The sequence below is a fragment of the Cohnella herbarum genome, from assembly GCF_012849095.1.
Lineage (GTDB): Bacteria > Bacillota > Bacilli > Paenibacillales > Paenibacillaceae > Cohnella > Cohnella herbarum.
Genome location: NZ_CP051680.1, coordinates 1819538 through 1844727 on the forward strand (window position 1 = coordinate 1819538; position 25190 = coordinate 1844727).

Consider the following 25190-nt stretch of genomic DNA (forward strand, 5'->3'; position numbering starts at 1 on the left):
CCGCCACTCACTCCCGCCTCGTCGTTATTCCTCGATATACGCAACGCACTCGATCTCGACGCACATCCCTTGCGGGAACTTGCCGATTTCGACCGTGCTGCGCACCGGAGGATCATTGGCGAAGAACGGCGCATAAGCGGCATCGTATTCGGCGAATCGATCCAGATCGTCGATAAAGGCCGTAACCTTCAACACGTTGTCCAGCGACGATCCCGCCTCCTCCAGAATTTTACCGATATATTCCAACACCAACGACGTTTGTCTAGCCATGTCGCCGGGATATTTCACCGTTTTGGAGCCCAACTCGAACGGGCATGTACCCGCGACGTAAACCATATTGCCGTATTTGACCGCCTGCGAATAACTGCCGGCAGGTTGCGGCGCCCGCTCCGAGCGGATGATTTCCTTCTTCATCGGTCGTTCCCTCCAGTTCCGCTGTAAGATGACTTCATTTTCCTTAGCGTCCTTAAGACTTACGTTGCGTATCAAGCTAACCGTTAACGTTCCTGCGGATTTTTCCGGGCCAGATCATGCCCGGAAAGCCCGCGCCAATTCCACGTAGAATCGCGTCGCGTTCCCGATGTCCACGATCGGCGCCCATTCTTCCTTGGAGTGAGCCTGCGCGATCGACCCCGGTCCGTAGACGATGGAAGGAATGCCCTTCATCCCCTGAAGCTTGCTGGCATCGCTCCCGTACGTCTCGCCATGGATGCCTCCGGGGAGTCCGATGCGGTCGGCCGTCTCGAGGGCGGCAGTCACGAGCGTAGCGTCATGGGGCGTCGCGAGCGCATAATCGAGCAGCAATCGTTCCACCTCGATCCGGATTCCCTTCTCCGCGCAGAAGGCATAAAGCTCCCGCTCGATGCGCGTCATGACGTCTTCCGGATGCTCGCCCGGGACGATTCGCCGATCGACTTGGATCGAGCACCGCTCCGGGACGATATTGATTTGCTCGCCGCCCGCGATCGTGCCGATCGATACGGTAGCCTGACCGCATAACAGGTCCCGGATGTCGGCCAATCCAGGGGACATCCGTTCCGTAATATATCGCACGATCTCAGCCATGGCTACGATAGCGTTCTCGCCCTCGTGCGGAACGGAGCTGTGCGCGGCTTTGCCGAGAGCATGCACCGCGAACCGGACGCAGCCCTTGTGCGCGACGACGATCTTCATTTCCGTCGGCTCGCCGACCACGGCGCCCGAGATCGGCATGTCCAGCTCCAGAAATTTCAGCAGCCCGCGAAAGGCATGCTCTTCGTCAACCGACGCGCATAGCACCAGATCGGATCGCAACAAATCGGGCGCTTCCGCGCAGGTCTCCATGGCGACGATCATGGCCGCGAGTGAGCCCTTCGTATCGCAGGCTCCCCTCCCATAGATTCTGCCGTCCCGGTAGACCGCCTCGAGAGGTCGGTCCATGCTGCCCAGCGATACGGTATCCATATGCGCCTCGAACAGCAGCACCGATTCGGGATGTCCGGTTCGCAGCTCGATGATCAGATTGTCCCTGCCTTCCAAGACCGGCTGCCGGGTCACTTTCAGGCCGGCATCGAGGCAATAGGTTTCTATGAAACGGGAAATGGCCATCTCGCCTCTCGCGCCTTCCCCGTAATGAGGATTGACGCTCTGGATGGCGATCAACCGCTCCAGCAGTTTCAATGCCCGCTCTTTCATCCGCGAACCCCTTCCCTTCCCCGGATCGCGGCGTTCGGTTTAGCCGCAGCGATCTTCGGCCCCCATTCTAGAAGCCATTCCCACGGCAGGCTTTCTCCGCCTACGATAGGCGTAACCTCGTCGTCCGGTTCGTAGCGATCGCCAAGCCTCTCGGCAAAAGTTTTCTTGTACTCGTTAATGACCATCGGGATGTAATATTCGCCGATCGCGACGCCGGTCCAATCATGCTCCTTCGTATCGAAGTAATGCTCCTTGATGAGCTTGTAGTCTTGCTCCGCATGATGCAACGCCCGATCGGCCAACCGTTCCAGCCTTGCCGTTTCATTCTGTCCTTGGTCGCGCTCCTCCAAGTATCGGTTGAAGGTTATGCCCGCCCAGATCACTTCTTTCATCCGAAGCGCCATAATTCGGGTCGCTTCCGCGCATTCCCGCTGGACGTCGATCAATCCGGCCGTAGCCAAGATCGCGTTCAAATCGGCGATCGAAGCTTCGACGGCTTCCGCGCAATCTTCCAAATACCGTCTTCCTTCGTCGCCGATATATTTGTTCGGCATGAACGGAAAGGAAGGGAGCGTATCGCAGATTTGCGTTTCGTGAATACAAGGAAGCGTTCGGATCAGCCTCTCGTAACGGGCGCCGTTCGTCTCTCCGAACAAATGCCGCGACGCTCGGGCCAGAAATCCATCATTGTCCAACGCCCAAGCGTTCCAGCCGTATTGCGCCGCGGCCATGAAGAACAGCTCGTGGCCGTACCATTCGAAGCCGTAACCGTTAATGCCGGTGCATCCCGTATTGACAGCGCCCTGGAACTGGGAAATATCGTTCCACAGGTGCTGAAAGGCGTAATTTTTCAAGCTTTCCGGAAACGTGTCCGGAAGGATGTACGGGATACGCCCCAAGCTCGCCGCGAAGCCGCTGCCTTCGCAGTTGCGCGACCATATCCGGTCGGGACCGAATACGTCTACCCACTTCAGAAACTCGCGATCGTCGTCTTCGAGCCCCGGCGCCCAGAACAGCTTGACCCGCTCCGGCAGCTTGTCCCGCCAAGCCTCGAGCGTCGCCCGATCCTTAACGATCGGCGGCTCCCGCAGCCAGCGGACGGCGATCATCGTCTCCGGACGAAGGATTTCGTCATAGGCGCGCAGCAAATCGACCGACACCGTATGCTTCGCATCGTTCGGCGCGAGATGGCCGTATTTCGCCTGACATTCCGCGCATTGGCAGAACCATTGCACTTCCTCGCTCTCCTCGAACACGAGGCCGTTGAAGCCTAGCTGCTCGATTCGTTTCACGCTGGCGATCAAATAATCCCGGACATCCGTTCTCGACGTGCATAACGAGTCGTAATTATTCACATGTCCCTTGTCGAGGAGTTCCCGGGACAACTGCCCCCGACTCTCCGGATGCGCGACCGGGTAACCGCCGCTGTACGAGTTCAGGCCGATATAAGCGTAAATGTCGATGCCTCTCGCATTCGCGTAGCGGATCATATCCTCCAAGAACGGCTTGCGGAGATTGGGATGGGTGAACGACACTTCGATCCAGCCGTCGATTTCCTTGGACCAAGTCTGCACCTTAAGATCCCGAAGTACCGTCTCCGGATACTGAGGAAATTCGAACGGCCAAAACCCGTACATGACGATATTCAGCGCGTTGATCTTGTGCCGGTAACACCAGTCGATGAATGTCTTCCACCGTTCTCCGTCCCATAATTGCGTGCCGAAGCCCGCGCGGGCGAAACCCGCGTACCAAGTCAGCGTCGGAGAAACGATGCGTTTGCTCGCGTCCGGCCCGTCGACGATATCGATGGCGGGCAGCAAGCCGTCCGCCGAATTCCCCAGCAGCGAGGTCAAGGTAGCCAGCCCGTAAAGCGCGCCGGCCCAATCGCCCGCATGGATGACCGCTCCTTCGTCGCCGATCGTCAACCGATAAGACTGCTCCGGGTGAGGCTGCTCGTCTATAAGCGCACGAGCAGCCTTCGGAATATGCGGGCCTGCAAGCAGCACGAGATCGGCTTCCGCCGCACTGGAAGCCCGTAGAATTTGCCGGTAACCGGCATGCTTCAACTCGCCGCGTACGACTTCCTCCGTGACGGAAGCTAATCCTTCCATATACAACGAAATACGATCATATTGAACGACAAACCTACCTTCGGTCCGGGTCGCCCGTTTCGGCTCGGGAAGCAACGGTTGTGCTAACGATCCCAGAGCTGCGCTCATCCGCGATTACCTCCTTGATTCGGCGTCCCGCCGTGATGGGAATGGGGAAAGAGAAGGTATGCGGAGGAAGGTCCGTCCGCATACCCCGTTGTCAGGTTCGCGCAGGATTGCCCGGCGCCGATAACCCGATTAAATGACCACACCTTGAAGCCGATCGGTTGCTCACTTCGCCAAGAACTGATCGACGTTCTCTTTCGTAACCGGCACGTAGTCGACCAGTTCCTTCTTCTCGAACTTCTCGCCCTTGATCAGACCTACGGCTACCTCCACGGCACGTTTGCCTTCCGCCGTGACGTTATCCAGCACGGTCGCCGCCAGACGGTCTTCCTTGACCGCCTTCAGCGCGTCGGCGATGCCGTCGATGCCGACGACGAAAATGTCTTTACGGCCGGAAGCTTCAACGGCTTGGAGAGCGCCCATCGCCATCTCGTCGTTCTGCGCCGCGATCGCGTTGATCTCCGGAAAGCGTTGCAGCCAGTCCTCGGTGATGCTCATCGCTTCGTCCCGGTTCCAGTTCGCCGTCTGCTCGGTCAGCTTCTTAACGTCTTTATGCTTGTCGAACAGCGCTTCCTGAAGCCCCGCGCCGCGAGTAATTTCCGCGGAATGGCCGATCTGGCCTTGCAGCAAAGCCACGTTGCCTTTGCCGCCGAGTTTGTCCGCCAGAATGTCGCCCATCATGACGCCCGACTGCTTCGGATCCGTACCGACGAAGACGTCGTAGTTCTCGTTCTCCGTGAACGTAATCACTTCGACGAGCGGAATGCCGGCTTCCTTCACCTTGTCTACGGCCGGGCTGGACCCGACCAAGTCGACCGCGTTCAGGATAACCGCATCCACCTTCTGCGCGACCAGCGTATCGACCTGGTTCAATTGCTCCTCGATCTTGTCTTGGCTGTCCATGACGACCAGTTCGACTTTAAGCTCGCTTGCCTTCTCCTGCATCGATTCGACCAACGACTTGATGAATTCATGCGAGAGCCCTTGGGCGGCGACGCCGATTTTATAGCTCTTGTCCCCGCCGGATTCCGAATTGCCCCCGTTATCCGTCTTGCCCGAGTTCCCGTTGCTGCCGCAACCCGTCAACATCACGGCCGTGATTACCCCCGTGACCATCCACTTCCATGCGTTCTTCCTCTTCATGCCGATTTCTCCTCCCATGTCCCTTTGATGTTTTATATAATCAGATTCGCCCGCGTTACGGACTTATCTCTGATTTTCCCCATCAATTCCTTTTGGCGCGCTGATCCAGTATGACCGCGCCGGCAATGATCAGACCTTTAATGATTTGTTGCCAATAGGACGAGACGTCCATGAGATTAAGACCGTTGTTGATGATCCCGATGATGAGCACCCCGACGATCGTGCCGAGCAGCGACCCGCGGCCGCCGAAGAGGCTGGTGCCGCCGATGACGACGGCGGCGATCGCGTCCAACTCGTAACCCATGCCGCTGTTGGGCTGTCCCGAGCTAATGCGCGAAGAAAGCAGTATGCCGGCAAGCCCGGCCAAGAAACCGTTAATGACGTAGACCCAGATTTTAATGCGTCCGACGCGAATTCCGGAAATTTTCGAAGCGTTCTCGTTGCCGCCGATCGCGTAGACGTAGCGTCCGAACTTCGTCTTATACAGAACGACGCCCATAATAGCCGCTACCGCCACGAAGATGATGACCGGTACGGGGAGCGGACCGATATAGCCTTGTCCTAGAAACTTGAACGGCTCCGAACTGACCACGATCGGCCTCCCGTTCGTATAGATCAACGCGATCCCTCGCGCGATCGTCATCATCGCCAGCGTCGCCACGAACGGTGCTACGTTCAGCTTCGCGCTCATCGTGCCGCTGACGCCGCCGAGAATTCCGCTTGCCGCCACCCCCGCGATCAACGCCAAGCCGACGGCTCCCGGATCGTGCGCGACGATGCTCGTCGCGATAACCGCCGCGACCGCCATCAGCGAACCGATGGAAAGATCGATGCCCGCGGTCAAAATAATGAAAGTCATGCCGATGGCGAGAATGCCGTTGATCGATACCTGCCGCAGCACGTTCATTAAGTTCGTGACCGTCAGGAAGGTATCCGAGACGAGACTGAGAATAATAACCGCCGCGAGCAAGATCGCGATTAACCCGTACTTCCGCATCATTTCGGATGAATTGACCTTGTCTCTAATGATCGAACTCTGATTTACTGGCACGCCGCTAGGCAATGCGTCCACCCCCGATTGCACATTCCAGAATTTGTTCCTGCGTAATTTCTCCCCGGTTAAACTCGCCCCGGATTTCGCCCTCGCCCATGACCAGTATGCGATCGCTCATTCCCAATACCTCGGGAAGCTCCGAGGATACCATGATAATGGCCATCCCTTGCTGGGCCAGCTTGGACATCATCCGGTAAATCTCCGCCTTGGCCCCGACGTCGATGCCTCGCGTCGGCTCGTCCAGAATGAGCAGCTTGGGCGAAGTCAGCAGCCATTTGGCGATAACGACCTTCTGCTGGTTGCCTCCGCTAAGCGTCAGCACTTCCTGCTCCATGCGATTCATCTTAATGCGAATACTGGCCGTCATCCCGTCGCACAGTGCCGTTTCCGCCGGTCGCGAGACGAACGGTCCCTTGCTGGTCTTGGATAGACTCGCCAGCGTCATATTTTCGCGAATGGACTGGCTAAGCACGAGTCCGAGTTCCTTGCGGTCCTCGGTAACGAAACCGATGCGGTGCCGGATCGCGTCGGCCGGATGCCGGACTTTGATCGCTTCGCCCTCCATCAGCACTTCCCCGCCGTCCGGCCGGTCGATACCGAATATCGCCCGCATCACTTCGCTTCGTCCGGCGCCCATCAGACCCGCGATGCCGAGAATTTCACCTTGACGCACCGAGAAGGAAACGTTTGCAAAGTAAGGACGGCGCGTCAAACCGCGAACTTCGAGTACCGTGTCGCCGATGGCCGCCTCTTCCTTCGGATAGATGGCATCGAGCGACCGTCCGACCATCATCGAGATCAATCCGTCGGAATCCAGTTCCGACGATTTCCGCGAGCCGATGAGTTTACCGTCGCGAAGCACCGTAATCCGATCCGTGATGGCGAATATTTCTTCCATCCGGTGTGAGATATAGATGATCGGGACGCCTTGGCCTTTCAGCCGTTCGATCGTTTGGAACAGCGTCTTGACCTCGCTCTCGGACAGCGCCGAGGTAGGCTCGTCCATAATGATCAATTTGGCTTGATAGGAAATCGCCTTGATGATTTCCAGCATCTGCTTCTGGGCGACGCTGAGCTGTCCGACTTTCGTATGCGGCTGGGCCCGGAATTGAAACTGTTCCAGCAATCGCCTCGTCTGCTCTTCGAGCTTCTTTTTATTCACGAACGGCGTTCCCGGAAAGCAAGGTTCCCTGCCGAGGTAAATATTTTCGGCCACCGTCATCTCCGGAATCGGATTCAGCTCCTGGTGAATCATCGCGATGCCGACATTCAGCGCCGCTTGCGGATTAGGAAACTGCACCTTCGTTCCTTCGAACACGATTTCGCCTTCGTCCGGCTTGACCAGCCCCGTTAAAATTTTCATGAGCGTCGACTTGCCCGCGCCGTTCTCGCCCATCAGCGCATGAACCTCGCCCTTGCGAATATCGAGCGATACTCCGTCCAGCGCCTTAACGCCGAAATACGATTTGGTCATGCCTCTCATCGTCAAAATGGTTTCTCCCATGCCCCGTCCTCCTCCTAGCTAGACGTCAAAACCATAAATGGGTCCCGAATTCGGTATCCTCGTCTTCCTTAAGATCCAAACACTCCCGATAGGAGCGGTATATATGTTTGCGCATCGTCAGCTCCGCCTTATCGGGATCCCTTTCTTTCAGCGCCTCTATCAGCTCGGAATGCTGTTCAACCTCCTTCTCCTTGGTGGACTCGTTGCCGAGTATGCGATTGACCAACGCGATCTGAAAGGAGATCGACTCGTAGGCGCGGAGCAGCCTCGAGTGCTCCGAGAGCGAAATGATCGATTGATGGATGTACAAGGAATCGACCAGCAAGGAGACGACTTCATTATCTTTCGCCTTGCCCTTCATCTCCTCATAGAACAGTTCCAGCTCCCGGACCGCTTCATCGGTAGCGATCTGCGTCGCAAGGCGAATCGCCAACCCTTCGATCGATGCCCGCAGCGAATAGATTTCGAATATATCCCGGGCGCTCAGTTCGTTCACGACCGGCCCCCGATTCGGAACGATCGTGACGATGCCTTCGCCCGACAAGAGCCGCACCGCTTCCCGCACCGGCGTCTGGCTAATGCCCAGCTCGCGGGCGAATTTCGTCTCGACGATCCGGTCTCCTGGATTCAGTCTGCCACCCAATATTTCCTGCTTGAAAAATTCGACCAGATCGTTGCTCATGTTTTGTTTATCCGCGAAAAACTTTTTGGAAATCGTTTCTTTCATAATCGCTCGCTCCTCTACCGACTCTATTGGAAACCCGACATGCACAACTCGCATTGCAAGGTGATTGCTTGGGCTATGCTTTAACTTTTATAATATTATATATAATGCATTATATATAATTTGGCAATACAATTTTTAGAATTTCTACAAACAAAAAAAAACCGTCCCCCGGTTGAATACCGGGAAACGGTCGCTTCATAAGCTGATTTTTGGAGATAGCGGAAATCGCCGATCAATATTGTACTGCCATCGGCTCCGACGGTTTCGCACAGCTCCGTCAACCTCAGCCAGCCTTACGCGTGCTGATATTGAGCCTGATGAAGCCGGCTATAGATCCCTCCGGATTGAACCAAATCTTGATGCCTTCCTTGCTCCGCAATCCCGTTCTCGTCGACGACGATAATTCTATCGGCGTTCTTAATCGTTGCGAGCCTATGGGCGATAACGAGCGTCGTACGTCCTACGGATAGCTCGGACAGCGACTTCTGAATCGCCATTTCGGTTTCCGTGTCGAGCGCGGAAGTCGCCTCGTCCAGTATCAGGATCGGCGGGTTCTTCAAGAACATTCGCGCGATCGCCATCCGTTGCTTCTGACCGCCGGACAGCTTGACGCCGCGTTCTCCGATAATGGTGTCCATCCCTTCCGGCAATTGCCGGATCATATCCTCGAGGGAAGCCCGTTTAGCCGCATCCCAGATTTGCTCCTCCGTTGCGAGCAGATCTCCATATGCGATATTTTCTCGAATCGACCCCGAGAAAAGAAACACGTCCTGCTGTACGATCCCGATATGTTTGCGCAACGATTGCAGCTTCATGCCGCGGATATCCATTCCGTCAACGGTAATTTTACCTTCGGTAACGTCGTAGAATCTTGGAAGAAGACTGCAGATCGTCGTTTTGCCCGCGCCGGAAGGCCCGACGAACGCAACCGTTTCTCCCGCGCGTATCGACAGATCGATTCCGCTTAGAATATCCCTGCCCGGCTCATAGCCGAAGGTGACCTTATCGAACTTAATGTCGCCGCGGATAGATTCAACCGCAACTGCATCCTTCACGTCGGCGATATCCGGCTCGGTGTCGAGCACCTCCACGTACCGCTTGAAGCCCGCGATGCCCTTAGGATAACTTTCGATGACCGCGTTAATCTTCTCGATCGGGCGGAAAAAAATATTCGATAGGAGCAAGAATGCCATGAATTCCCCAAGCTCCAGTTTTCCTTGAATGAAGAACCAAGCTCCGCAAACCATGACGAACACGGTGATCAGGCGCATTAACATATAGCTGACCGAAATGCTTTTCGCCATCGTCTTGTACGCAAGCAGCTTCGTTTCCCGGAAGTTGCTATTATCGACCGCGAACAGCTTCTTCTCGTGCTCTTCGTTCGCGAACGATTGTACGACGCGAATGCCTCCAACGTTCTCTTCGATACGAGCGTTGAAGTTACCTACGTTCCCGAATAACCTCTGATAGGTGCTCGTCATCTTACCGCCGAATACGATAATCAGCCATGCCATAATCGGAATGATAATAAAAGTAATCAAGGCAAGCTCGAGATTAATGTAAGCCATTAGCGTGAACGAACCGGCTAGCGTCATGACGGCGATGAACACGTCCTCGGGACCGTGATGGGCAATTTCCCCGATATCGTTCAAGTCGTTGGTTACCCTTCCGACCAAATGTCCCGTTTTATGATTATCGAAGAACCGGAACGATAGCTTCTGGATATGCTCGAACATTTTCCGGCGCATATCGGTTTCGATGTTAATGCCTAGCATGTGGCCCCAATAGGTGACGACATAATTCAACGCGGTATTCAAGGCGTATATGCCGAGCAACGCGACACACGCCAATACGATCATCGGCCAATCCTCGCCCGGCAGCAGATCGTCAATAAACTTGCTAACGGCCAGCGGGAAAGCCAGCTCCAGCAGTCCGGCGATCACCGCGCAGGAGAAATCCAAAATAAAAAGTCCCTTATAAGGACGATAATATGAGAAAAAACGTCTTAACATCGCTAGCCTCTCTCTCTTCTTCAGTCAGCCGACGGGATATCGGTATTCGGCGACTCGGCATCATCATCTTGCAGTTCGAATAAATGGATGTACTCCTCTATCACTTGATCCAGCGCCTTAAGCTCACCGCATAGCACCTGTTGAATCGTTTGGAACTCAGGCTCGTTCAACTGACGGGCTAACGTAACCCTTTTCACTTTCAATTGTTCTAAAAATACCAAAATACGCCCTCTTCTGAACGTCTGAGCACCGTTAGCCGCATGACGATGACGTTCGCCATTGCGTTCTCCCCGATGTCCGTGGCCTCTTTCTCCTACTTCTTCTCTTCCGTGAATTTTCATTTCGATCACCTGCTCCTTCGCAATCGAGATTTCAATCACCATCTGTATACAAATGTATACAGATGCCAAGAAGAAGTCAATACTTTATTTGACAATGACTGCAATAAAGAGGCTCTCGATTCCTCGAAGCCCCTTTATAGCATCATTATTTATTCGCCTTTTCGTTCGAACTTGCCTTTTCTGACTTTTTTAACTTCGTACATGTTAACGTTCGAGCTGATGACGTATTCAGGCTGCTGCTTTCCCTTGTTGTCGCGATGGCCTTGAAGATGTTCGGGACTCTTCTCCCAATTTTTCCAATCCTCTTCGGATTCCCAACGAATGAATACAACGACTTCCTCGTTTTCTTTGCCGCGTTTATTCACCATGACGGAAATATCGATCAAGCCTTCTCTTTCGTCGAGAATCCCCTCTTGGCTGAAACGTTCGATAACCTTGTCCGCATTCCCTTTTTCCACGACGATCGTTCGTGTTTGAATGAGCATCTATATTAGCCTCCATAATCTCGATTTATTGAACGGCTTGAGCCGCTTCTTTAACCATTTCTAATTCCGTTTGAAGACCGCCGCCCGACAAGTACCAATAGTTCGCGTCTAGATAGATGATTTTGCCGTTCTTGAAGGCGTTCGTTTTCTTGACGAGATCGTTCTCGATCACTTCTTTGGCCGGAACCGTTCCTTCTCCGCTCACGACCGCATCGCGATCGACGACGAACAGAATGTCCGGATTTTTCTCCGCGATATACTCGTTCGAGATTTTATCGCCGTGCGTATCCGGCTTAATCGATTCGTCCACGGGAACGAAACCGTAAGTATCGTGAATGCTGCCGAAACGGGAGCCTTTGCCGTACGCGCTGATTTTACCGCCGCTCGTAAGCACGATAAGCGCTTTACCCGCCGTCGAAGCTTTACCCTTCAACTCTTCAACGGAAGCGTTAAAGGCAGCAAGCTCGGCGGCAACTTCTGCTTCTTTGTTGAAGATTTTACCGATCGTTTCCGCATTTGCTGCGAAAGACTCCGCATACTTGCTATAATCGATCGACATTTGAATCGTTGGCGCGATCTTATTCAGTTCTTCATAAGCCTCCGCCGTCCTGCCGCTGATGAAAATAACGTCGGGCTTTAACTTGTTCAGCTTCTCGAAATCCGGCTCGAACAACGTGCCCGCGTCTTCGTATTTCGCATCGCCGAATTGGGACAGATTAGACGGAATCGAAGCTTTCGGAAGCGCCGCGACTTCGACGCCTAGTTTATTTAACGTATCTAACGTACCGAAGTCGAACACGACGACTTTTTCCGGGTTTGTTTTTACCGTCGCGGTACCTAGCGGATGCGTGATCGTTACTTCCGCGGGTGCGGCGGGAGTCGTTGCGCTTGGGCTGGCGGACTCCGAAGCAGAAGCGGACGCGCTCGGAGAAGCCGACGGACTTGCCGCTCCTTCATTGTTGTTGGATCCGCATGCTGCCAATACAGCAATCATCATAACAGACATCAGAATCAGGGATAAAGATTTTTTCACGAAAGACCACTCCTATTTATGTTTTTTATATAGTCAATCGGGGCACATGGCTCCAAAATAACTCAAGAGAAATAAATGCATATTTTTTTCCCGTCCACGACATGTATCGGAATGTCCATGTCATATACGCTCTTCAACACCGAGGTGTCGATCATCTCGTCCGTCGACCCTTCATGAACGATTCGGCCTTCCTTCATCGCAACGATGTAATCGGAGTAGCTGGAAGCGAAATTAATATCGTGAAGCACGAGCACCACGGTTTTGCCCAGTTCGTCGACGAGTCTGCGAAGTACCTTCATGATCTGGACGGAATGTTTCATATCCAGATTGTTAAGCGGCTCGTCAAGCAGCACGTAATCGGTATCTTGAGCAAGCACCATGGCAATGAATGCCCGTTGCTTCTGTCCTCCGCTAAGCTGATCCAGATATTTGTCGCGCATTTCGTCAAGCTCCATGTAACTTATCGCTTCATCTACATGCCGGCGATCCTCCGTGTTCAATCTCCCTTTGGAATACGGAAATCTGCCGAATTCCACCAAGTCGATTACCCTAAGCCTTACGTTAATGGCGTTCGCTTGCTTCAAGATGGATATTTTCCTGGCCAGCTCGCTGCTGTCCGTGCTCTTAACGTCCAAACCGTCTATTACCACTTCGCCTTCGTCCATCTGAATCAATCTGCTGACGACCGATAGCAGCGTGCTCTTCCCCGCTCCATTCGGACCGATGAAGGACGTGATCTTGCCTTTCGGAATCGTCGTCGAAACCCCGTGGATCCCGCTTTTACCGCCGTAACTTTTCGTAACGTTCCTTGCCTCTATCACGATTTGCTCTCCTTAAGCAGTAGGTATAAGAAGTAGATACCTCCGACAAAATTGAGGATCACGCTGAGATTGGTGGAAAAAGTAAACACTCTTTCGACGATCAATTGTCCTCCGACAAGCGCTACGATGCTGATCAAGATCGAACTTACGATGACGATTTTATGCCGGAAAGTGCTCATCATCCGATAAGCAATGTTCGAAATCAGCAATCCGAGGAACGTGATCGGACCTACCAAAGCCGTCGAAACCGCAACCAGCAAGGCTACCGCGACGAGCAGTCTTTTCGTAATTCGATCGTAGGGAACGCCCAGATTCACGGCATGCTCTTTACCTAGCGCAAGAACGTCCAAATATTTGAAGTCCCGATAGAAATAAACGACGACCAGCAGAACCAACGCGATGGAGAGGATCAAAATATCCGTGTTAACGTTGTTAAAGCTAGCAAACATCTTATCCTGCACGACCATGAATTCATTCGGGTCGAGCAACATCTGCAAGAAGCTGGATACGCTTGAGAAGAACGTGCCGCAAATAATCCCCACGAGCAATAGATAATAGAGATGGTTGCCTTCCCTTCTGAACAACAACTTGTACAGCAGTCCTGCGAATAACACCATTAACCCTATCGCAACCGCGAATTGCAAGTTTTTGCTCATCGCCGTAAGCACCGTCGAACCGTATACAAACACGATAGCCGTCTGCAGGAGCAAGTATAAAGAATCAAGCCCGATTAAACTCGGCGTCAAAATCTTGTTGTTCGTCATCGTCTGGAACACGACTGTAGATAGCGCGATAGCTAAGCCCGTAAGTATCATCGCCAATATTTTCTTCGCTCTGCGAGGTAGAACGTAATCCCAATTGCCGCTTCCGTCGATCGTCATGAATACCGCTATCAGACCCGTCGCAACAATGGCTAACGCAACTAACTTCCATTTGTCATGCAAGGCTCTTCCTCCTCAAGATCAGATAGAGGAAAATACCGCTGCCGAGTACGCCAACCATTAATCCGATGGATACTTCGTATGGATAGATAATGATACGTCCAAGGATGTCGCAAGACAGAACGAATATCGCGCCCAGTAAGGCGGTATGGGATAGGTTGCTTCTTAAGTTGTCTCCTTTATAGATCGAGACGATATTCGGGATAATCAGCCCCAGGAATGGCAGCGAACCGACCGTAAGGAGAATGACGGCCGAGACGAGCGCTACGATTACTAGTCCGATATTGACGACTTGGCGATATTTAAGCCCGAGGTTTGCCGCGAAATCTTCGCCCATGCCGGCGATCGTAAATCGGTTGGCGAATAAGTAGGCGATCGCGATTAACGGTAAGCTGACATACAGCATCTCGTATCTTCCCTTAAGGATGACCGAGAAGTCGCCTTGGAGCCAGCTCATCACGCTTTGCAGCATGTTGTATTTGAGCGCCAAGAAAGTCGTGATCGATCCCACGATCCCTCCGAACATCAAACCAATAAGAGCGATCAAGATCGGATCCCGGAACTGAACCTTGGTCAAGATTCGCATGAAAATCATCGTTCCGACAAAAGCGAACACGAATGCGATGACGATTTTCAGTAAGGGCGATGCACCCGGAAAAAGCAACATGGCGACGAGCACGCCCAGGCTTGCCGAATCCGTCGTTCCCGCCGTCGTAGGCGACACGAACTTGTTTCTAGCCAACTGCTGCATAATCATCCCGATAACGCTCATCCCTATTCCCGCGATAATAATGCTGATCAAGCGCGGAATTCGGCTTACCTGCATAATCTCCCATTGATATTCCGTCATCGAGAACAAATCCAACGGGTTTATATCGGTTACTCCGACGAATAAGGACGTGAAGGCTAGCACGACGAGCACAATCCATAAGATTCCGATTTTCATTTCCATTCTCTTTCTTTTTGATAATGATTATCATTTGCACAACCTAAACCCATTTTACTGCAAAAAAAAGAAACCGGAATGGACATTCCGATTTCCACATGGACTTTTCTATTTCAATCGATATTGCGTATGCAAATTGTTCACAATTTGATCGACAAGTAATTCGTGCATGGCCGAATTATATAGAAATGGATTTTCCAAACGGATGAAAATACATTGCCTCTCATGTCCGTTCGCGCCTACCGCGCTCTTCCATTCCTTCTCCAACTGCTCGCAATACGATTCGGAAGCCGAAAATTCGATTAAGAACATGACGTTATCCGCGGGCAGCTTCGTCAGTTCCCCGAGAACGGCCGAATCCATGAAGCCAATCTCGTCGGCAATCGCCGGAGCCTTTAATTGCAGCTCGTCATATAACAAATCCGTAAATTTCCGTCTCTGTTTCCCGTACACGCGGAAATTCGTCTCCCTAACTCCGATTAGCAAATACGGAGTGTCGGGCCATCGTTCTACCACATGCTGTCTAGCATTGTCCGTCTTGCTCTCGAAATCCGCTAACCAACGCTCCGCCACGCTTTCCAAGCCTAAGAGCCTCCCGAATTCGACCAACCGTTGTTTCCATGAATAATCGTGCCAATAATATACCGATACGGGAGCGATTTTGCTTAATTCGATCCGTAAAGGCTCCGAGATGGGACCGCTTAGAATCAAGTCGGGCTGGGCCGACTTGATCTCCTCCAAATAATCAGCGAGATTGGCGTCTTCTAACTCCCAATCCCTCTTAAGAGTGACTCTGGGGGTCAACCCGAGCACGGCTAAATCTCCCGAAAATATCGGAGATAAGCAGGCAACCGAAACTTGAGCGCGGGATGCGTATTCGGTCGGCGTGATCCCCAACTGCTTCTTGAACAGTCGGCTGAAATAATACTCGTCGCTATAGCCTACGGAGTGCGCGGCTTCCGTCACGCTGACGTTCGAATCCGCCAGCAATCTTAACGAAGCGTTAAGTCTCGTCGTGATCAAATACTTAAGCGGGCTTAATCCCGTTTGTTTGCGAAACGTTCGATAGAATCGGCTTGAACCCGAGCCTGAGTTTCTCGCGAGCTCTTCCATATCCAGCGCGGTATCGTAATTCTCGACGATTCTTTGCCTTGCCTGCTCGACGAATCTCGTCAATTCGTCCCCCTTGCGAGTCGGCTTGATTTCCGACTTCATGCAAGCGAAAGCTATCGCATAGAGTCTGGATTGCAACAGAAAATAGTCGGAAAGCGCTCCGACCTCGTTTTCGTTATCGTTCGTGAACTCCGAAATCCAATTTTTCAGCTGGGGCACCCGGAAGCTTCTGAGAACGTAGGGAGAGAGCAGGCCGGAGCGTCTTTGGCTGGAATCCACGCGAAAGGAAATCAGATTCACCTTGGCATCCGAAGAAGACAAAGGCTGTAGCGCGAAAGATAACCCTTCCGGGATATAGAAAAGCTCGCCTAACGGAACCTCGATCGAGGGTCTGCCAGTATCCTCCACGGAAACAAGGACATCCGAATGGAAACAGATCCCGAATCGATCATATGGGCTTGGAGAAATCGTGTGTTTCGCTCCGCCTGCTATCCCAATCTCTCGCGTTTCCGAATAATGAAGGGATACCGGCTTGTTATGCGTTCTATTCAACGTCCGTGCGTCTCCTTCTCGTGACAATCCAATGATTTCTATTCTATTAATTTTATTGATAACTATTCTCAAAGTCAATTTATGAAAGATTCACTCCGTTCTCTCGAAGAACCCCGAATTGCGGAGCATCGTCCTACGGCTCATCGATCGGCGGTTGCCAGACCCATATACCCACTAGGGTATATCTATTTGCAAAAAAAAGGAGCCATCGCCGATGACTCCGAATTAAATCAAACGACGTCATACCCTTGATCCTCTATCGCTTCCTTGATTGCGGCAAGGGAAGTCTTTGACTCGTCGTAAGCGATCGTAACCGAGCCTTTCGCGAGATCGACCGTAGCCGCAGCTCCCAAATTCTTAACCGCGCCTTCCACCGAGTTCACGCAGTGGCCGCAAGACATTCCCTGTACGTTTAATGTAATATTGCTCATCTCAAATCCCTCCATCTCTTTATTTCATTAGTTTATTAACAGTAACGAGAAGTTCGTCGAGCACTTCGTGATCCCCCGATTGAATCCGATCGACCACGCAACTTTTCATATGCCCTTCGAGCAGCAGTCTGCCGACGCTATTCAGCGCGGATTGGGCGGCTGCGATCTGGTTCAGCACGTCGTCGCAGTAAGTATCCTTATCGATAAGTCCCTTGATTCCGCGAATTTGCCCCTCGATTCGATTGAGGCGGGAGATCAGATTCGTTTTCATTTTGTCCGAATGATGGCTTTTTCTTGCATGAACGTCGTTTGTATGGCAATGTTCGCCTTGCGGCTCTTTAAGATTATCCATAATCGTTTCACCTCTTGGTTGTATCATAATATACCCCATATGGGTATGTCAAGGGACGGAACACCTTTTATATCCTAGCGGCAGAGGCTGTTTAGGCTTGCGAATTTATGCTCAGTTTCCCCCGTTCGCTTCTGAGCGATACCGCGATTAACGATAGGGAGACCAGGACGAGCGCTGCCGGGATATAGAAAATAGTCGGAGTGATCCCTTCGATCGTCAAAGGCAAAATAAACCCGATTAGCGAAGCGGTCTGGGTAATAAAAACATATAAGCTCGCGCCGAAACCCGTTCTGCTTATGAACATTCGTTGTACGTACCCCATGGCTACGCCCATCAATACCGAGACGAAGAACGAATAGATCGGTTGCACGACAAAGAAGACGGGCAGCGAGTCGACCGTCGCGTAAACGAAATAAGCTACGAATGCGCACGCTGCGCCAAGCACGATAATTCGTTTACTGCCGTATTTAACGGCCCAATAGCCGGCAATCGTCATGAAGAGCAATTCGAATACCGCTTGCGCGCTCCAGATGTAAGAGGCGAGCCTCGGATCGCCGAAGCGTTCGTTCACGACGAGCGGCAAGTACAATCCGCGGATCGCGTCGGCGCACGATAACAACAATAACGCAATGAGCATAATCAGACTATAAGGCTCGCCGCCGCCGGATTTGGCAGATCGCGGTTCGGCAACGACTTCGCGGTAAAATAGCAACAGCGCGAATAACGCAGCGTAACCGAATAGATTTCCCCATAACACGCCGCGGAAGGACGAGATCAGATAAATGTTCGCGCCGGCCAGCAATCCCGTGAAGAAACCGACGCTGAAAGTCGCTCGGAGCCAAAGCTGCGACATTTCCACGATCGTAGGCGCCCATTGGGAGAAATGGTTGCGAGCCATCGCGAACATCTGTCCCATAATCATCCCTGAAGGCGCGCTGGCTAACGCCATTCCGAGCAACGCATAGGCGAAGCTATCCGCTTGCATGTAGAATAGCAAACCGACAATACATAGCGCGGCCGCGATCATCGGGATTCTTCTTCTCCTGACGAGCCTGTCGCTAATGAATCCGACGCTGATCGTGAGAACCATATTCAAGAGCAAGGAGCTTGCGAATACGATGACGATCTCTTCTTTCGTTAATCCGATGCTTTCTTGCATGTAAACCGCGTTCATCGGAGCCAGAATCCCTACTCCCAAGCCGTATAAGAACATGGCCGCGATAAGCTTCCACGCCCAACGGACGCGGATGAACATCCGAAAATCCGAAACAAATCCCACGTTATTAGCCCCTTCGCCAAGCGTAATCTCTAAGATCTTACAATAACGCGGATTCCATATCTTGTTAAGCGAAATTTATCGGAAATTGCGGCTTCCCGGGAAATGAGCATGATCTGCTTTACTGTTGGGCCGGTAATCGAATTTCAACGCAAGTTCCTTCTCCCAGCTTGCTTCTGAAACTCACCGTGCCCTTATGGTTGGCGATGATCCGCTGGGTAACCATCAGTCCCAGCCCGTTACCGGACGGTTTGCGCGTGAAGAACGGCTCGCCGAGCCTCTTTAAGTCCTGCTCCGATATCCCCCGACCTTGATCGATGAAACGCGCGACGACCTCTTTATTGTCTGCATCGTAATCCAGTTCGACCGTAATCGTACCCGCATTGCCCTGCATCGCTTCTAATCCGTTCTTAATTACGTTAATGAACACCTGTTTCATCTGATTCGCGTCGCAGACGATCATCGGAACGTCCTTATCGAGTCGCGGAGCGAAAACAACGTTGATCATGCTAGCTTGAGAATCCATTAAAGCGATCATATCGTGCAATAAGCTTCGAATGTCCACGGATTGAACATGTCCGACCTGCGGCTTTGCCAGCACCAGAAACTCGCTCACGATAAAATTAATACGATCCAGCTCGGAGAGCATAATATCCATGTAAACACCGGATAAATTTCCCTGTTGCTTATTCAATTGAACGAACCCTCGCAATGTCGTCAACGGATTGCGGATTTCGTGAGCTACTCCGGCTGCGAGCTGTCCGATGACGGACAGCTTCTCGGAACGGCGGATGACCTCTTCCGTCTGCTTGCGGGCGGTAATGTTCCGCGAGATTTCCGCAACGGCCACGATACGGTCGCCCTCGTCGCGGATCGGGGATACCGTAATGCTAACGTCGATAGGTTTGCCATCCTTCCTGCGGCGCACGGTCTCGTAATCCGCGAAGGATTCGCCGCGCCCGACTCGCAAGCGTATATCCTCGTACTCTTCCTGCAGCTCCGCCGGAATATGAGGAAGAATTCGGTCGATGACTTCTTCTCTGCACCATCCGTACATCGATTCGAACGCGTTGTTAACCTGCGTTATGTTGCCCTGCATGTCGATGACGTGGATCGCATCCGATGTATGGTTTACGAAGGATTCCAAATATTCCTTCGTGCTTCTCAGCTCTTCCGCGGAGTCTCGCAGTCTTCCCATGTAAGTTTGCAGATTATCCGCCATCGTATTGACCCGGGATGATAACAAGCCAAGTTCATCTTGACTTCGAACCGCGATTTTACTACCGAAATGCCCTGCGGAAATCTGGTTGACGTTGTGCAGAATGTGATGAAGAGGCCGTATGAGTAAACCCGATATCAAATAACTGGCGCCCCAAGAAGCAACGATCAAGCAGACGGAAATTACCGTATGTAAGAACAACTGTCGATTCAACGCTTCCTTAATCGCGCCGTAATCGAAATTTACGCTAATGACGTACGGCGTTTCCTTGCTTAAGGGGATAAAGCTTTTGATGACGTTTTTACCGCCGCTCGAGAGCGTCGTCGTTACGATCTCGCCGGACTCCGCAGCGTGTAGAACGTTTGCTACGTCGGTTTTCTTATTCCGGTATGTATATTCGCCGAACGGAATATCCCGAACGTCTAAGTTATGGATGAGCTTGCCTTTCTTCACTTTCACGATAGGGGGTTTTCCGAAGAACTTCGGATCGAACCCGGTGATTTCCAAGATATCGGGATTATCCTCTAACAATTGGCGAATAAGAGCCGTCGTTCCGATCTTGTTCTCGTAATCAAGAAATACTTGCGCATTAATGTAGGGATTAATAATATAGTCAGTCGATCCGTCATAATAATACCCCCACTTGTTAACGCGTTCCGGATCGGACGAGGCGTATTGATAAGGACCGGACCAATAATATAGAAGCTTCTGCCCTTCCGGGATCGTAACCTCTTGGTCATCCAGCAATTGATTAAAAGCGGTATTCCAATAGTCCCATGTCTTGGAGGACATGAGAAGTTCTTTCGGCTCAGAAGACTTGAGAACGACAATATTGCCATCCGTTCGCTTCCACAGGGAAATATGATCGACCCCGAGTCTGTGGCTAAGACCTGCTAATTGCTCGTTGGTAACGTTAGCGATAGAGGGATCCAATTCGCTCTTGGCAGCGACGGCGACCGCGCGCAGCTTCTCTCCGATCGTATCTTCCATGAATCTCTTGGTTTTCTCCGCTGCGTCAAGGCTCGTCCCGACTTGCTTGGCGATCGTATACATTTCTTGCCTGATGTTGGTTTCTAGTTCGTTCTTGGAGGAAAAATAGAAAATCGATATGTTCAACGTGAGGGTGATCGTCACGATGATCGAAATCAGCAGCGATAACTTGGCTTTAATGGACACGTCACTGACCCTCCGAAATTTATCTCAGGTGCTCTCTACTTATTTGACATGATTCGACAAATTCCTTTATTTTTCGCCACAACCACGCGAACACATGACATTTGTCATATGAGGTTACTGACACTTATGACTAACGTCCATCGCCATCCTTACGTACAATAGAGATACAGTCGCGCAACCTAACTAACCACATGCCAATACTGTCCAGATCATAAGGAGGTAACTATGACTAATCCGAACCATGCACAATTGAAAAAAGGCGTCGCTCCTTATGAAAAATCAAATACGAAATCAAGCGTTAAACAGCTCCTGAACACTTTGCCGCCCTTTTTCCTGCTGTGGGCCGCCGCTTACCTAAGCTTATCCGTTTCCTACTGGCTCGCGTTACCGTTCATCATTCTCGCTGCGGGATTCGTCATTCGCACCTTTATCATTTTTCACGATTGCTGCCACCAATCCTTCTTCAAGAGCCGCAAAGCCAACGAAGTGATGGGTACCATTACGGGAATTCTAACCCTTTTCCCTTATCAGCAGTGGAAGCATAGCCATTCCATTCATCATTCAACGAGCAGTAATCTGGATAAACGCGGAATCGGCGACATGTGGTTGCTAACGATCGAGGAATACGTTGCGGCTCCATGGTGGAAAAGAACGTATTACCGGATTTACCGGAACCCGCTCGTCATGTTCGGCATCGGACCGCTAGCGATTTTCCTCGTCGAATACAGATTCAACGTAAAAGGCGCAAGACGCGCGGAAAAAATAAATACTTGGATCACCAATATCGGCATTATCGCGTTATACGGCGTATTGATGTGGGCGCTGGGATGGCAAAACTTCTTGCTCGTTCAAGCTCCGATTTTCTGGATTTCCGGCGCATTGGGCATTTGGCTGTTCTACGTGCAGCATCAATTCGAGGACTCCTATTTCGAGCACAACGAGGAATGGAGTTACGTGAAAGCGGCGGTCGAAGGAAGTTCGTATTATAAGCTTCCGAAGGTGCTTCAGTGGCTGACCGGTAATATCGGCTTCCACCACGTTCACCATTTAAGCCCTAGAGTCCCGAACTATAACCTGGAAGAAGCTCATACAGCAGTGCCTCCGTTGCAACATGCGACGACGATCACTTTGTCCGAGAGCTTCAGGTCTCTGAAGTTCAAGCTATGGGATGAGGATAATAAACGCTTCGTGAGTTTTAAGGCGATCAAAAACCTTGATAAATCCGGGGCTGTACCGACGATTAAGAAGCCTGAGCCTCCGATTAGCGGAGAAGTCGCCTAGCTTAGACCTAGTCCCCGAGCAAGACGGTAACATAAGCTCGAGATTGTGTTAAACTAAGCTCAGATCGTACCCGTTATTAGGAGCGTCAACGATGTACAAGAAGTTAAAGAAAATTCAAATTTTCCCGAAAACGACAGGCGTAAGCCCTTATGTATGGCTTATGTTCTGCATACTGCCTTTCTATTTCATCTTCCGCGCCTCGACCGATCTCGAGATCGTGAGCGGAATTACCATGATCATCCTATTCTTCGTCTGTTATCGGCTGACCTTGAACGCTAAAGGTTGGCCGGTTTACGTAGGGACAAGCATCCAGATCGCAATCTCCATCGCGATGACGCTGTTATTCAACTATGCATATTTCGCTTTCTTCTTAGCCTTCTTCATCGGCAACATTCAGAATAAAGCCGGGTTTATTACTTTATACACCGTTCATATCGTGACCAGCTTCGTTGCAGTAAATCTAGGCTTCATTATGCAAGATAAATTTTTCATTACGCAAACCCCGTTCATCTTGATTAGTTTGCTCGGCATCATCCTTCTTCCGCTCAACAGCTATAACCGCAACAAGCGCGGCGAACTGCAAGAGCAACTCAAAGACGCGAATATTCGAATCGCCGATTTGGTCAAGATGGAGGAACGGCAACGTATCGCCCGCGATTTGCACGACACGCTCGGCCAGAAGCTGTCGCTGATCGGCCTCAAGAGCGATCTAGCCTATAAACTCATCGCCAAGAACCCGGATAAGGCTCGCGCCGAGATGAAAGACGTTCAACAAACGGCCAGAACGGCGTTGCATGAAGTCAGGCTGCTCGTCTCCAGAATGCGCGGAACCAAGCTCGAAGAAGAGATCGTGCGCATTAAGCAAATTCTAAAGGCGGCACAGATCGAATTCACGATTAAAGGAGATCCGACATTGCCCGGCATCTCTCTCCTCTCGGAGAACGTATTGAGCATGTGCTTGAAGGAAGCCGTTAATAATGTAGTTAAGCATAGCGAAGCTACTTCCTGTTGCCTATCCCTGGAGCAAACACCGACTGAGGTCATTATGAAAGTTCACGACAATGGCGACAATCGGACGAACGAATTGAACTTCAAGAACGGTCATGGCTTGCAAGGAATGAAAGAACGGTTGGAATTCGTGAACGGAACTTTGGAAATTTCATTAAAAGAAGGAACGACGATCATTACGAGAATTCCGCAAATCGTAAGGCGCATGGAAAAGGAGGACAATGCATGATTCGTATCGTTATCGCAGAGGATCAACGCATGCTGTTAGGCGCGCTCGGCTCTCTGCTCGATCTTGAAGAGGACATGGTCGTCGTCGGCAAAGCTTCGGACGGCGCGAAAGCAATCGAACTCGTACGTCTCCACGAACCCGACATCTGTATTATGGATATCGAGATGCCGGGAAAAACCGGTCTTGAAGCGGCTGAAGAGCTTAAAGAATTGCCATGCAAGGTCATTATCTTAACGACCTTCGCCCGCGCGGGTTACTTCGATCGCGCCATCAAGGCAGGAGTAAGTGGTTATTTGTTAAAAGACAGCCCGAGCGACGAGCTGGCTAGCACGATCCGAAGCGTATTGGCGGGCAAACGGATCTACGCCGCGGAACTCGTTGACGAGGCCTACGGCGGAGATAACGATAATCCGTTAACGGATCGGGAGAAGGAAGTGCTCGAATTGATCGCCGATGGCAAGAACACGAAAGAAATCGCCACGGAGCTCTACCTTACGACCGGTACGATACGGAATTACATCTCCATCATCTTAGACAAGCTCAACGTAAGCAATCGCGTAGAAGCGATCAAGCGATTCAACGAAAAGGGCTGGTTCAAATAACGTTCAGCTTCTTGTAGTCCTTAGTCATAATATTTTTAACGAGCCCCGACCACTTGGAATTCGCCGGACAATATTTCGTCGCAATCTTCTCGATCGTCGTGTACCCTTTACCCACGTAATTTTTGGAGAGCAACTGACCGAATTTTCGTACGCTGTCCCCTTTCGTCTCGAAGCTGAACGCTCTCTTATGCGCATCTTTGCCTGACGCGTTAAGACCGAACAGATTGTTCTTGTTCTTAGCCAATCTACTGCTCCCGTTACCGCTCTCCAGCTTCATAACCGCGATCGTAAACAAAGCGTTAATGCCATACTCCTCTTCGACCTCGAGAATCGTCTGCTCCAGTCCATGCCCCTCTAGAGCCGTCCCGTTAAAAATAACGGAGATATCTTCTTCCGTAAGCCCCGATTCCGTTCCTACCGTCGACGACGGCTTCACGACCTCGGAATCTTCCTCTATAGCTTGTATGTCATCACTCGCTTCGTCGGATTCCTTCAGTTCATTAGGTTCCTTCAATCCATCTGCTTCCCTCGTCTCTTCTCCGCTTTTAATTATCCCCTCATCCACCAACTTGGCATAGTCGCCATGTACATACCCTCCGCCGTTAATTCTCAGCCAACCGTTATCCGTCGTTCTCGAAACGGCAAGCTTCGTCCCCTTCTTGACGATATCGATGATTTTCGATTTCGGATAGGCATTCGCCCGTACGTTAAGATAATACGCCGTAACTTCGTATGTACGAATCGATGAACTTACGAGGGCCGAGATACGCACTTCGCTATCCGGACTCTTGGCTATGTCTTGGATCGGTTCATTCTTTGATCGGATCGATGCCGAATCGGTTATCGTGCTCAGCGGTACGGTTGCGCTAGTTGTATCGATAATTGTATCGACCGGCTTAACGGATGGTTGCGACAAAAGTATCGGAGCAGGGGAAACGGGCTTCTGATCGTTATTCAACTGTTGAAATCTCATTCCTAAAGTTAACAGCAGAGCTAATCCTAACGCATAAATCATCACACGGCTCATTAGCTTCCTACGCATGACAACACCTCT

At 51.5% G+C, this 25190-nt stretch carries 23 protein-coding genes; 3 read left to right on the plus strand and 20 right to left on the minus strand.

Annotated elements, in window-relative coordinates; genetic code table 11:
• Positions 1-24: 24 nt before the first annotated feature.
• The 19 genes from HH215_RS08010 to HH215_RS08100 form a co-directional block, all read right to left on the minus strand.
• Complete coding sequence (locus HH215_RS08010; RefSeq protein ID WP_169279420.1) at positions 25-414, minus strand: RidA family protein; 390 nt, start codon at positions 412-414, stop codon at positions 25-27.
• Between the two features lie 114 nt (positions 415-528).
• Entirely contained in the window at positions 529-1674 is a 1146-nt protein-coding gene (locus HH215_RS08015) for a M20 family metallopeptidase (RefSeq protein WP_169279421.1), read from the minus strand.
• Positions 1671-3893 carry a glycoside hydrolase family 20 zincin-like fold domain-containing protein gene (locus tag HH215_RS08020; RefSeq protein WP_169279422.1) on the minus strand — a complete coding sequence of 741 codons (2223 nt, stop codon included), beginning with the start codon at positions 3891-3893 and terminating at the stop codon, positions 1671-1673. Before HH215_RS08020 ends, HH215_RS08015 begins: the two co-directional genes overlap by 4 nt.
• Before the next feature lie 162 nt (positions 3894-4055).
• Complete coding sequence (locus HH215_RS08025; RefSeq protein ID WP_169279423.1) at positions 4056-5033, minus strand: substrate-binding domain-containing protein; 978 nt, start codon at positions 5031-5033, stop codon at positions 4056-4058.
• 82 nt (positions 5034-5115) lie between these two features.
• Entirely contained in the window at positions 5116-6105 is a 990-nt protein-coding gene (locus HH215_RS08030; protein ID WP_375140516.1) for an ABC transporter permease, read from the minus strand.
• Positions 6089-7591 (minus strand): sugar ABC transporter ATP-binding protein, encoded by a 1503-nt coding sequence (locus HH215_RS08035; protein ID WP_169279424.1) that lies wholly within the window; start codon positions 7589-7591, stop codon positions 6089-6091. Before HH215_RS08035 ends, HH215_RS08030 begins: the two co-directional genes overlap by 17 nt.
• A gap of 25 nt (positions 7592-7616) precedes the next feature.
• A complete protein-coding gene (locus tag HH215_RS08040) occupies positions 7617-8318 on the minus strand; it encodes a GntR family transcriptional regulator (RefSeq protein ID WP_169279425.1) in 702 nt (233 codons plus the stop codon).
• 293 nt (positions 8319-8611) lie between these two features.
• Positions 8612-10330 (minus strand): ABC transporter ATP-binding protein, encoded by a 1719-nt coding sequence (locus HH215_RS08045; protein ID WP_169279426.1) that lies wholly within the window; start codon positions 10328-10330, stop codon positions 8612-8614.
• A 20-nt stretch (positions 10331-10350) separates the two neighbouring features.
• The gene (locus HH215_RS08050) at positions 10351-10671 is read right to left on the minus strand and encodes a hypothetical protein (protein ID WP_174887608.1); all 321 of its coding nucleotides are present in this window, start codon (positions 10669-10671) and stop codon (positions 10351-10353) included.
• Between the two features lie 149 nt (positions 10672-10820).
• The gene (locus tag HH215_RS08055; protein ID WP_169279427.1) at positions 10821-11156 is read right to left on the minus strand and encodes an antibiotic biosynthesis monooxygenase; all 336 of its coding nucleotides are present in this window, start codon (positions 11154-11156) and stop codon (positions 10821-10823) included.
• A gap of 25 nt (positions 11157-11181) precedes the next feature.
• A complete protein-coding gene (locus tag HH215_RS08060; RefSeq protein WP_169279428.1) occupies positions 11182-12189 on the minus strand; it encodes a siderophore ABC transporter substrate-binding protein in 1008 nt (335 codons plus the stop codon).
• 62 nt (positions 12190-12251) lie between these two features.
• Positions 12252-13010 (minus strand): iron ABC transporter ATP-binding protein, encoded by a 759-nt coding sequence (locus HH215_RS08065; protein WP_169279429.1) that lies wholly within the window; start codon positions 13008-13010, stop codon positions 12252-12254.
• Positions 13007-13954: an iron chelate uptake ABC transporter family permease subunit gene (locus HH215_RS08070; RefSeq protein ID WP_169279430.1), complete on the minus strand. Its 948-nt coding sequence runs from the start codon at positions 13952-13954 to the stop codon at positions 13007-13009. The genes HH215_RS08065 and HH215_RS08070 overlap by 4 nt, the downstream gene beginning before the upstream one ends.
• Positions 13947-14897, minus strand: coding sequence for an ABC transporter permease (locus tag HH215_RS08075; RefSeq protein WP_169279431.1), 951 nt, complete (start codon positions 14895-14897; stop codon positions 13947-13949). Before HH215_RS08075 ends, HH215_RS08070 begins: the two co-directional genes overlap by 8 nt.
• A 108-nt stretch (positions 14898-15005) precedes the next feature.
• Complete coding sequence (locus HH215_RS08080; protein ID WP_169279432.1) at positions 15006-16562, minus strand: helix-turn-helix domain-containing protein; 1557 nt, start codon at positions 16560-16562, stop codon at positions 15006-15008.
• A 230-nt stretch (positions 16563-16792) separates the two neighbouring features.
• On the minus strand, positions 16793-16993 hold the full coding sequence (gene copZ / locus HH215_RS08085; RefSeq protein WP_169279433.1) for a copper chaperone CopZ: 201 nt from the start codon (positions 16991-16993) through the stop codon (positions 16793-16795).
• A 19-nt stretch (positions 16994-17012) separates the two neighbouring features.
• On the minus strand, positions 17013-17345 hold the full coding sequence (locus tag HH215_RS08090) for a metal-sensitive transcriptional regulator (RefSeq protein ID WP_169279434.1): 333 nt from the start codon (positions 17343-17345) through the stop codon (positions 17013-17015).
• 91 nt (positions 17346-17436) lie between these two features.
• On the minus strand, positions 17437-18624 hold the full coding sequence (locus HH215_RS08095; RefSeq protein WP_254450411.1) for an MFS transporter: 1188 nt from the start codon (positions 18622-18624) through the stop codon (positions 17437-17439).
• A gap of 118 nt (positions 18625-18742) precedes the next feature.
• The gene (locus HH215_RS08100; RefSeq protein WP_254450412.1) at positions 18743-21016 is read right to left on the minus strand and encodes an ATP-binding protein; all 2274 of its coding nucleotides are present in this window, start codon (positions 21014-21016) and stop codon (positions 18743-18745) included.
• A 225-nt stretch (positions 21017-21241) separates the two neighbouring features.
• On the opposite strand from HH215_RS08100, the gene desA reads away from it, so the two are divergent.
• The 3 genes from desA (at position 21242) to HH215_RS08115 (ending at position 24136) form a co-directional block, all read left to right on the plus strand.
• Positions 21242-22297, plus strand: a complete 1056-nt coding sequence (gene desA, locus HH215_RS08105; RefSeq protein ID WP_169279435.1) for a Delta(5) desaturase DesA — start codon at positions 21242-21244, stop codon at positions 22295-22297.
• Between the two features lie 91 nt (positions 22298-22388).
• Positions 22389-23534: a sensor histidine kinase gene (locus tag HH215_RS08110; protein ID WP_169279436.1), complete on the plus strand. Its 1146-nt coding sequence runs from the start codon at positions 22389-22391 to the stop codon at positions 23532-23534.
• Complete coding sequence (locus HH215_RS08115) at positions 23531-24136, plus strand: response regulator transcription factor (protein ID WP_169279437.1); 606 nt, start codon at positions 23531-23533, stop codon at positions 24134-24136. Before HH215_RS08110 ends, HH215_RS08115 begins: the two co-directional genes overlap by 4 nt.
• Here the strand turns inward: HH215_RS08115 and HH215_RS08120 are convergent.
• Positions 24129-25178 (minus strand): glucosaminidase domain-containing protein, encoded by a 1050-nt coding sequence (locus HH215_RS08120; protein WP_169279438.1) that lies wholly within the window; start codon positions 25176-25178, stop codon positions 24129-24131. The two genes, HH215_RS08115 and HH215_RS08120, sit on opposite strands and share 8 nt — an antisense overlap.
• Positions 25179-25190: the final 12 nt, after the last annotated feature.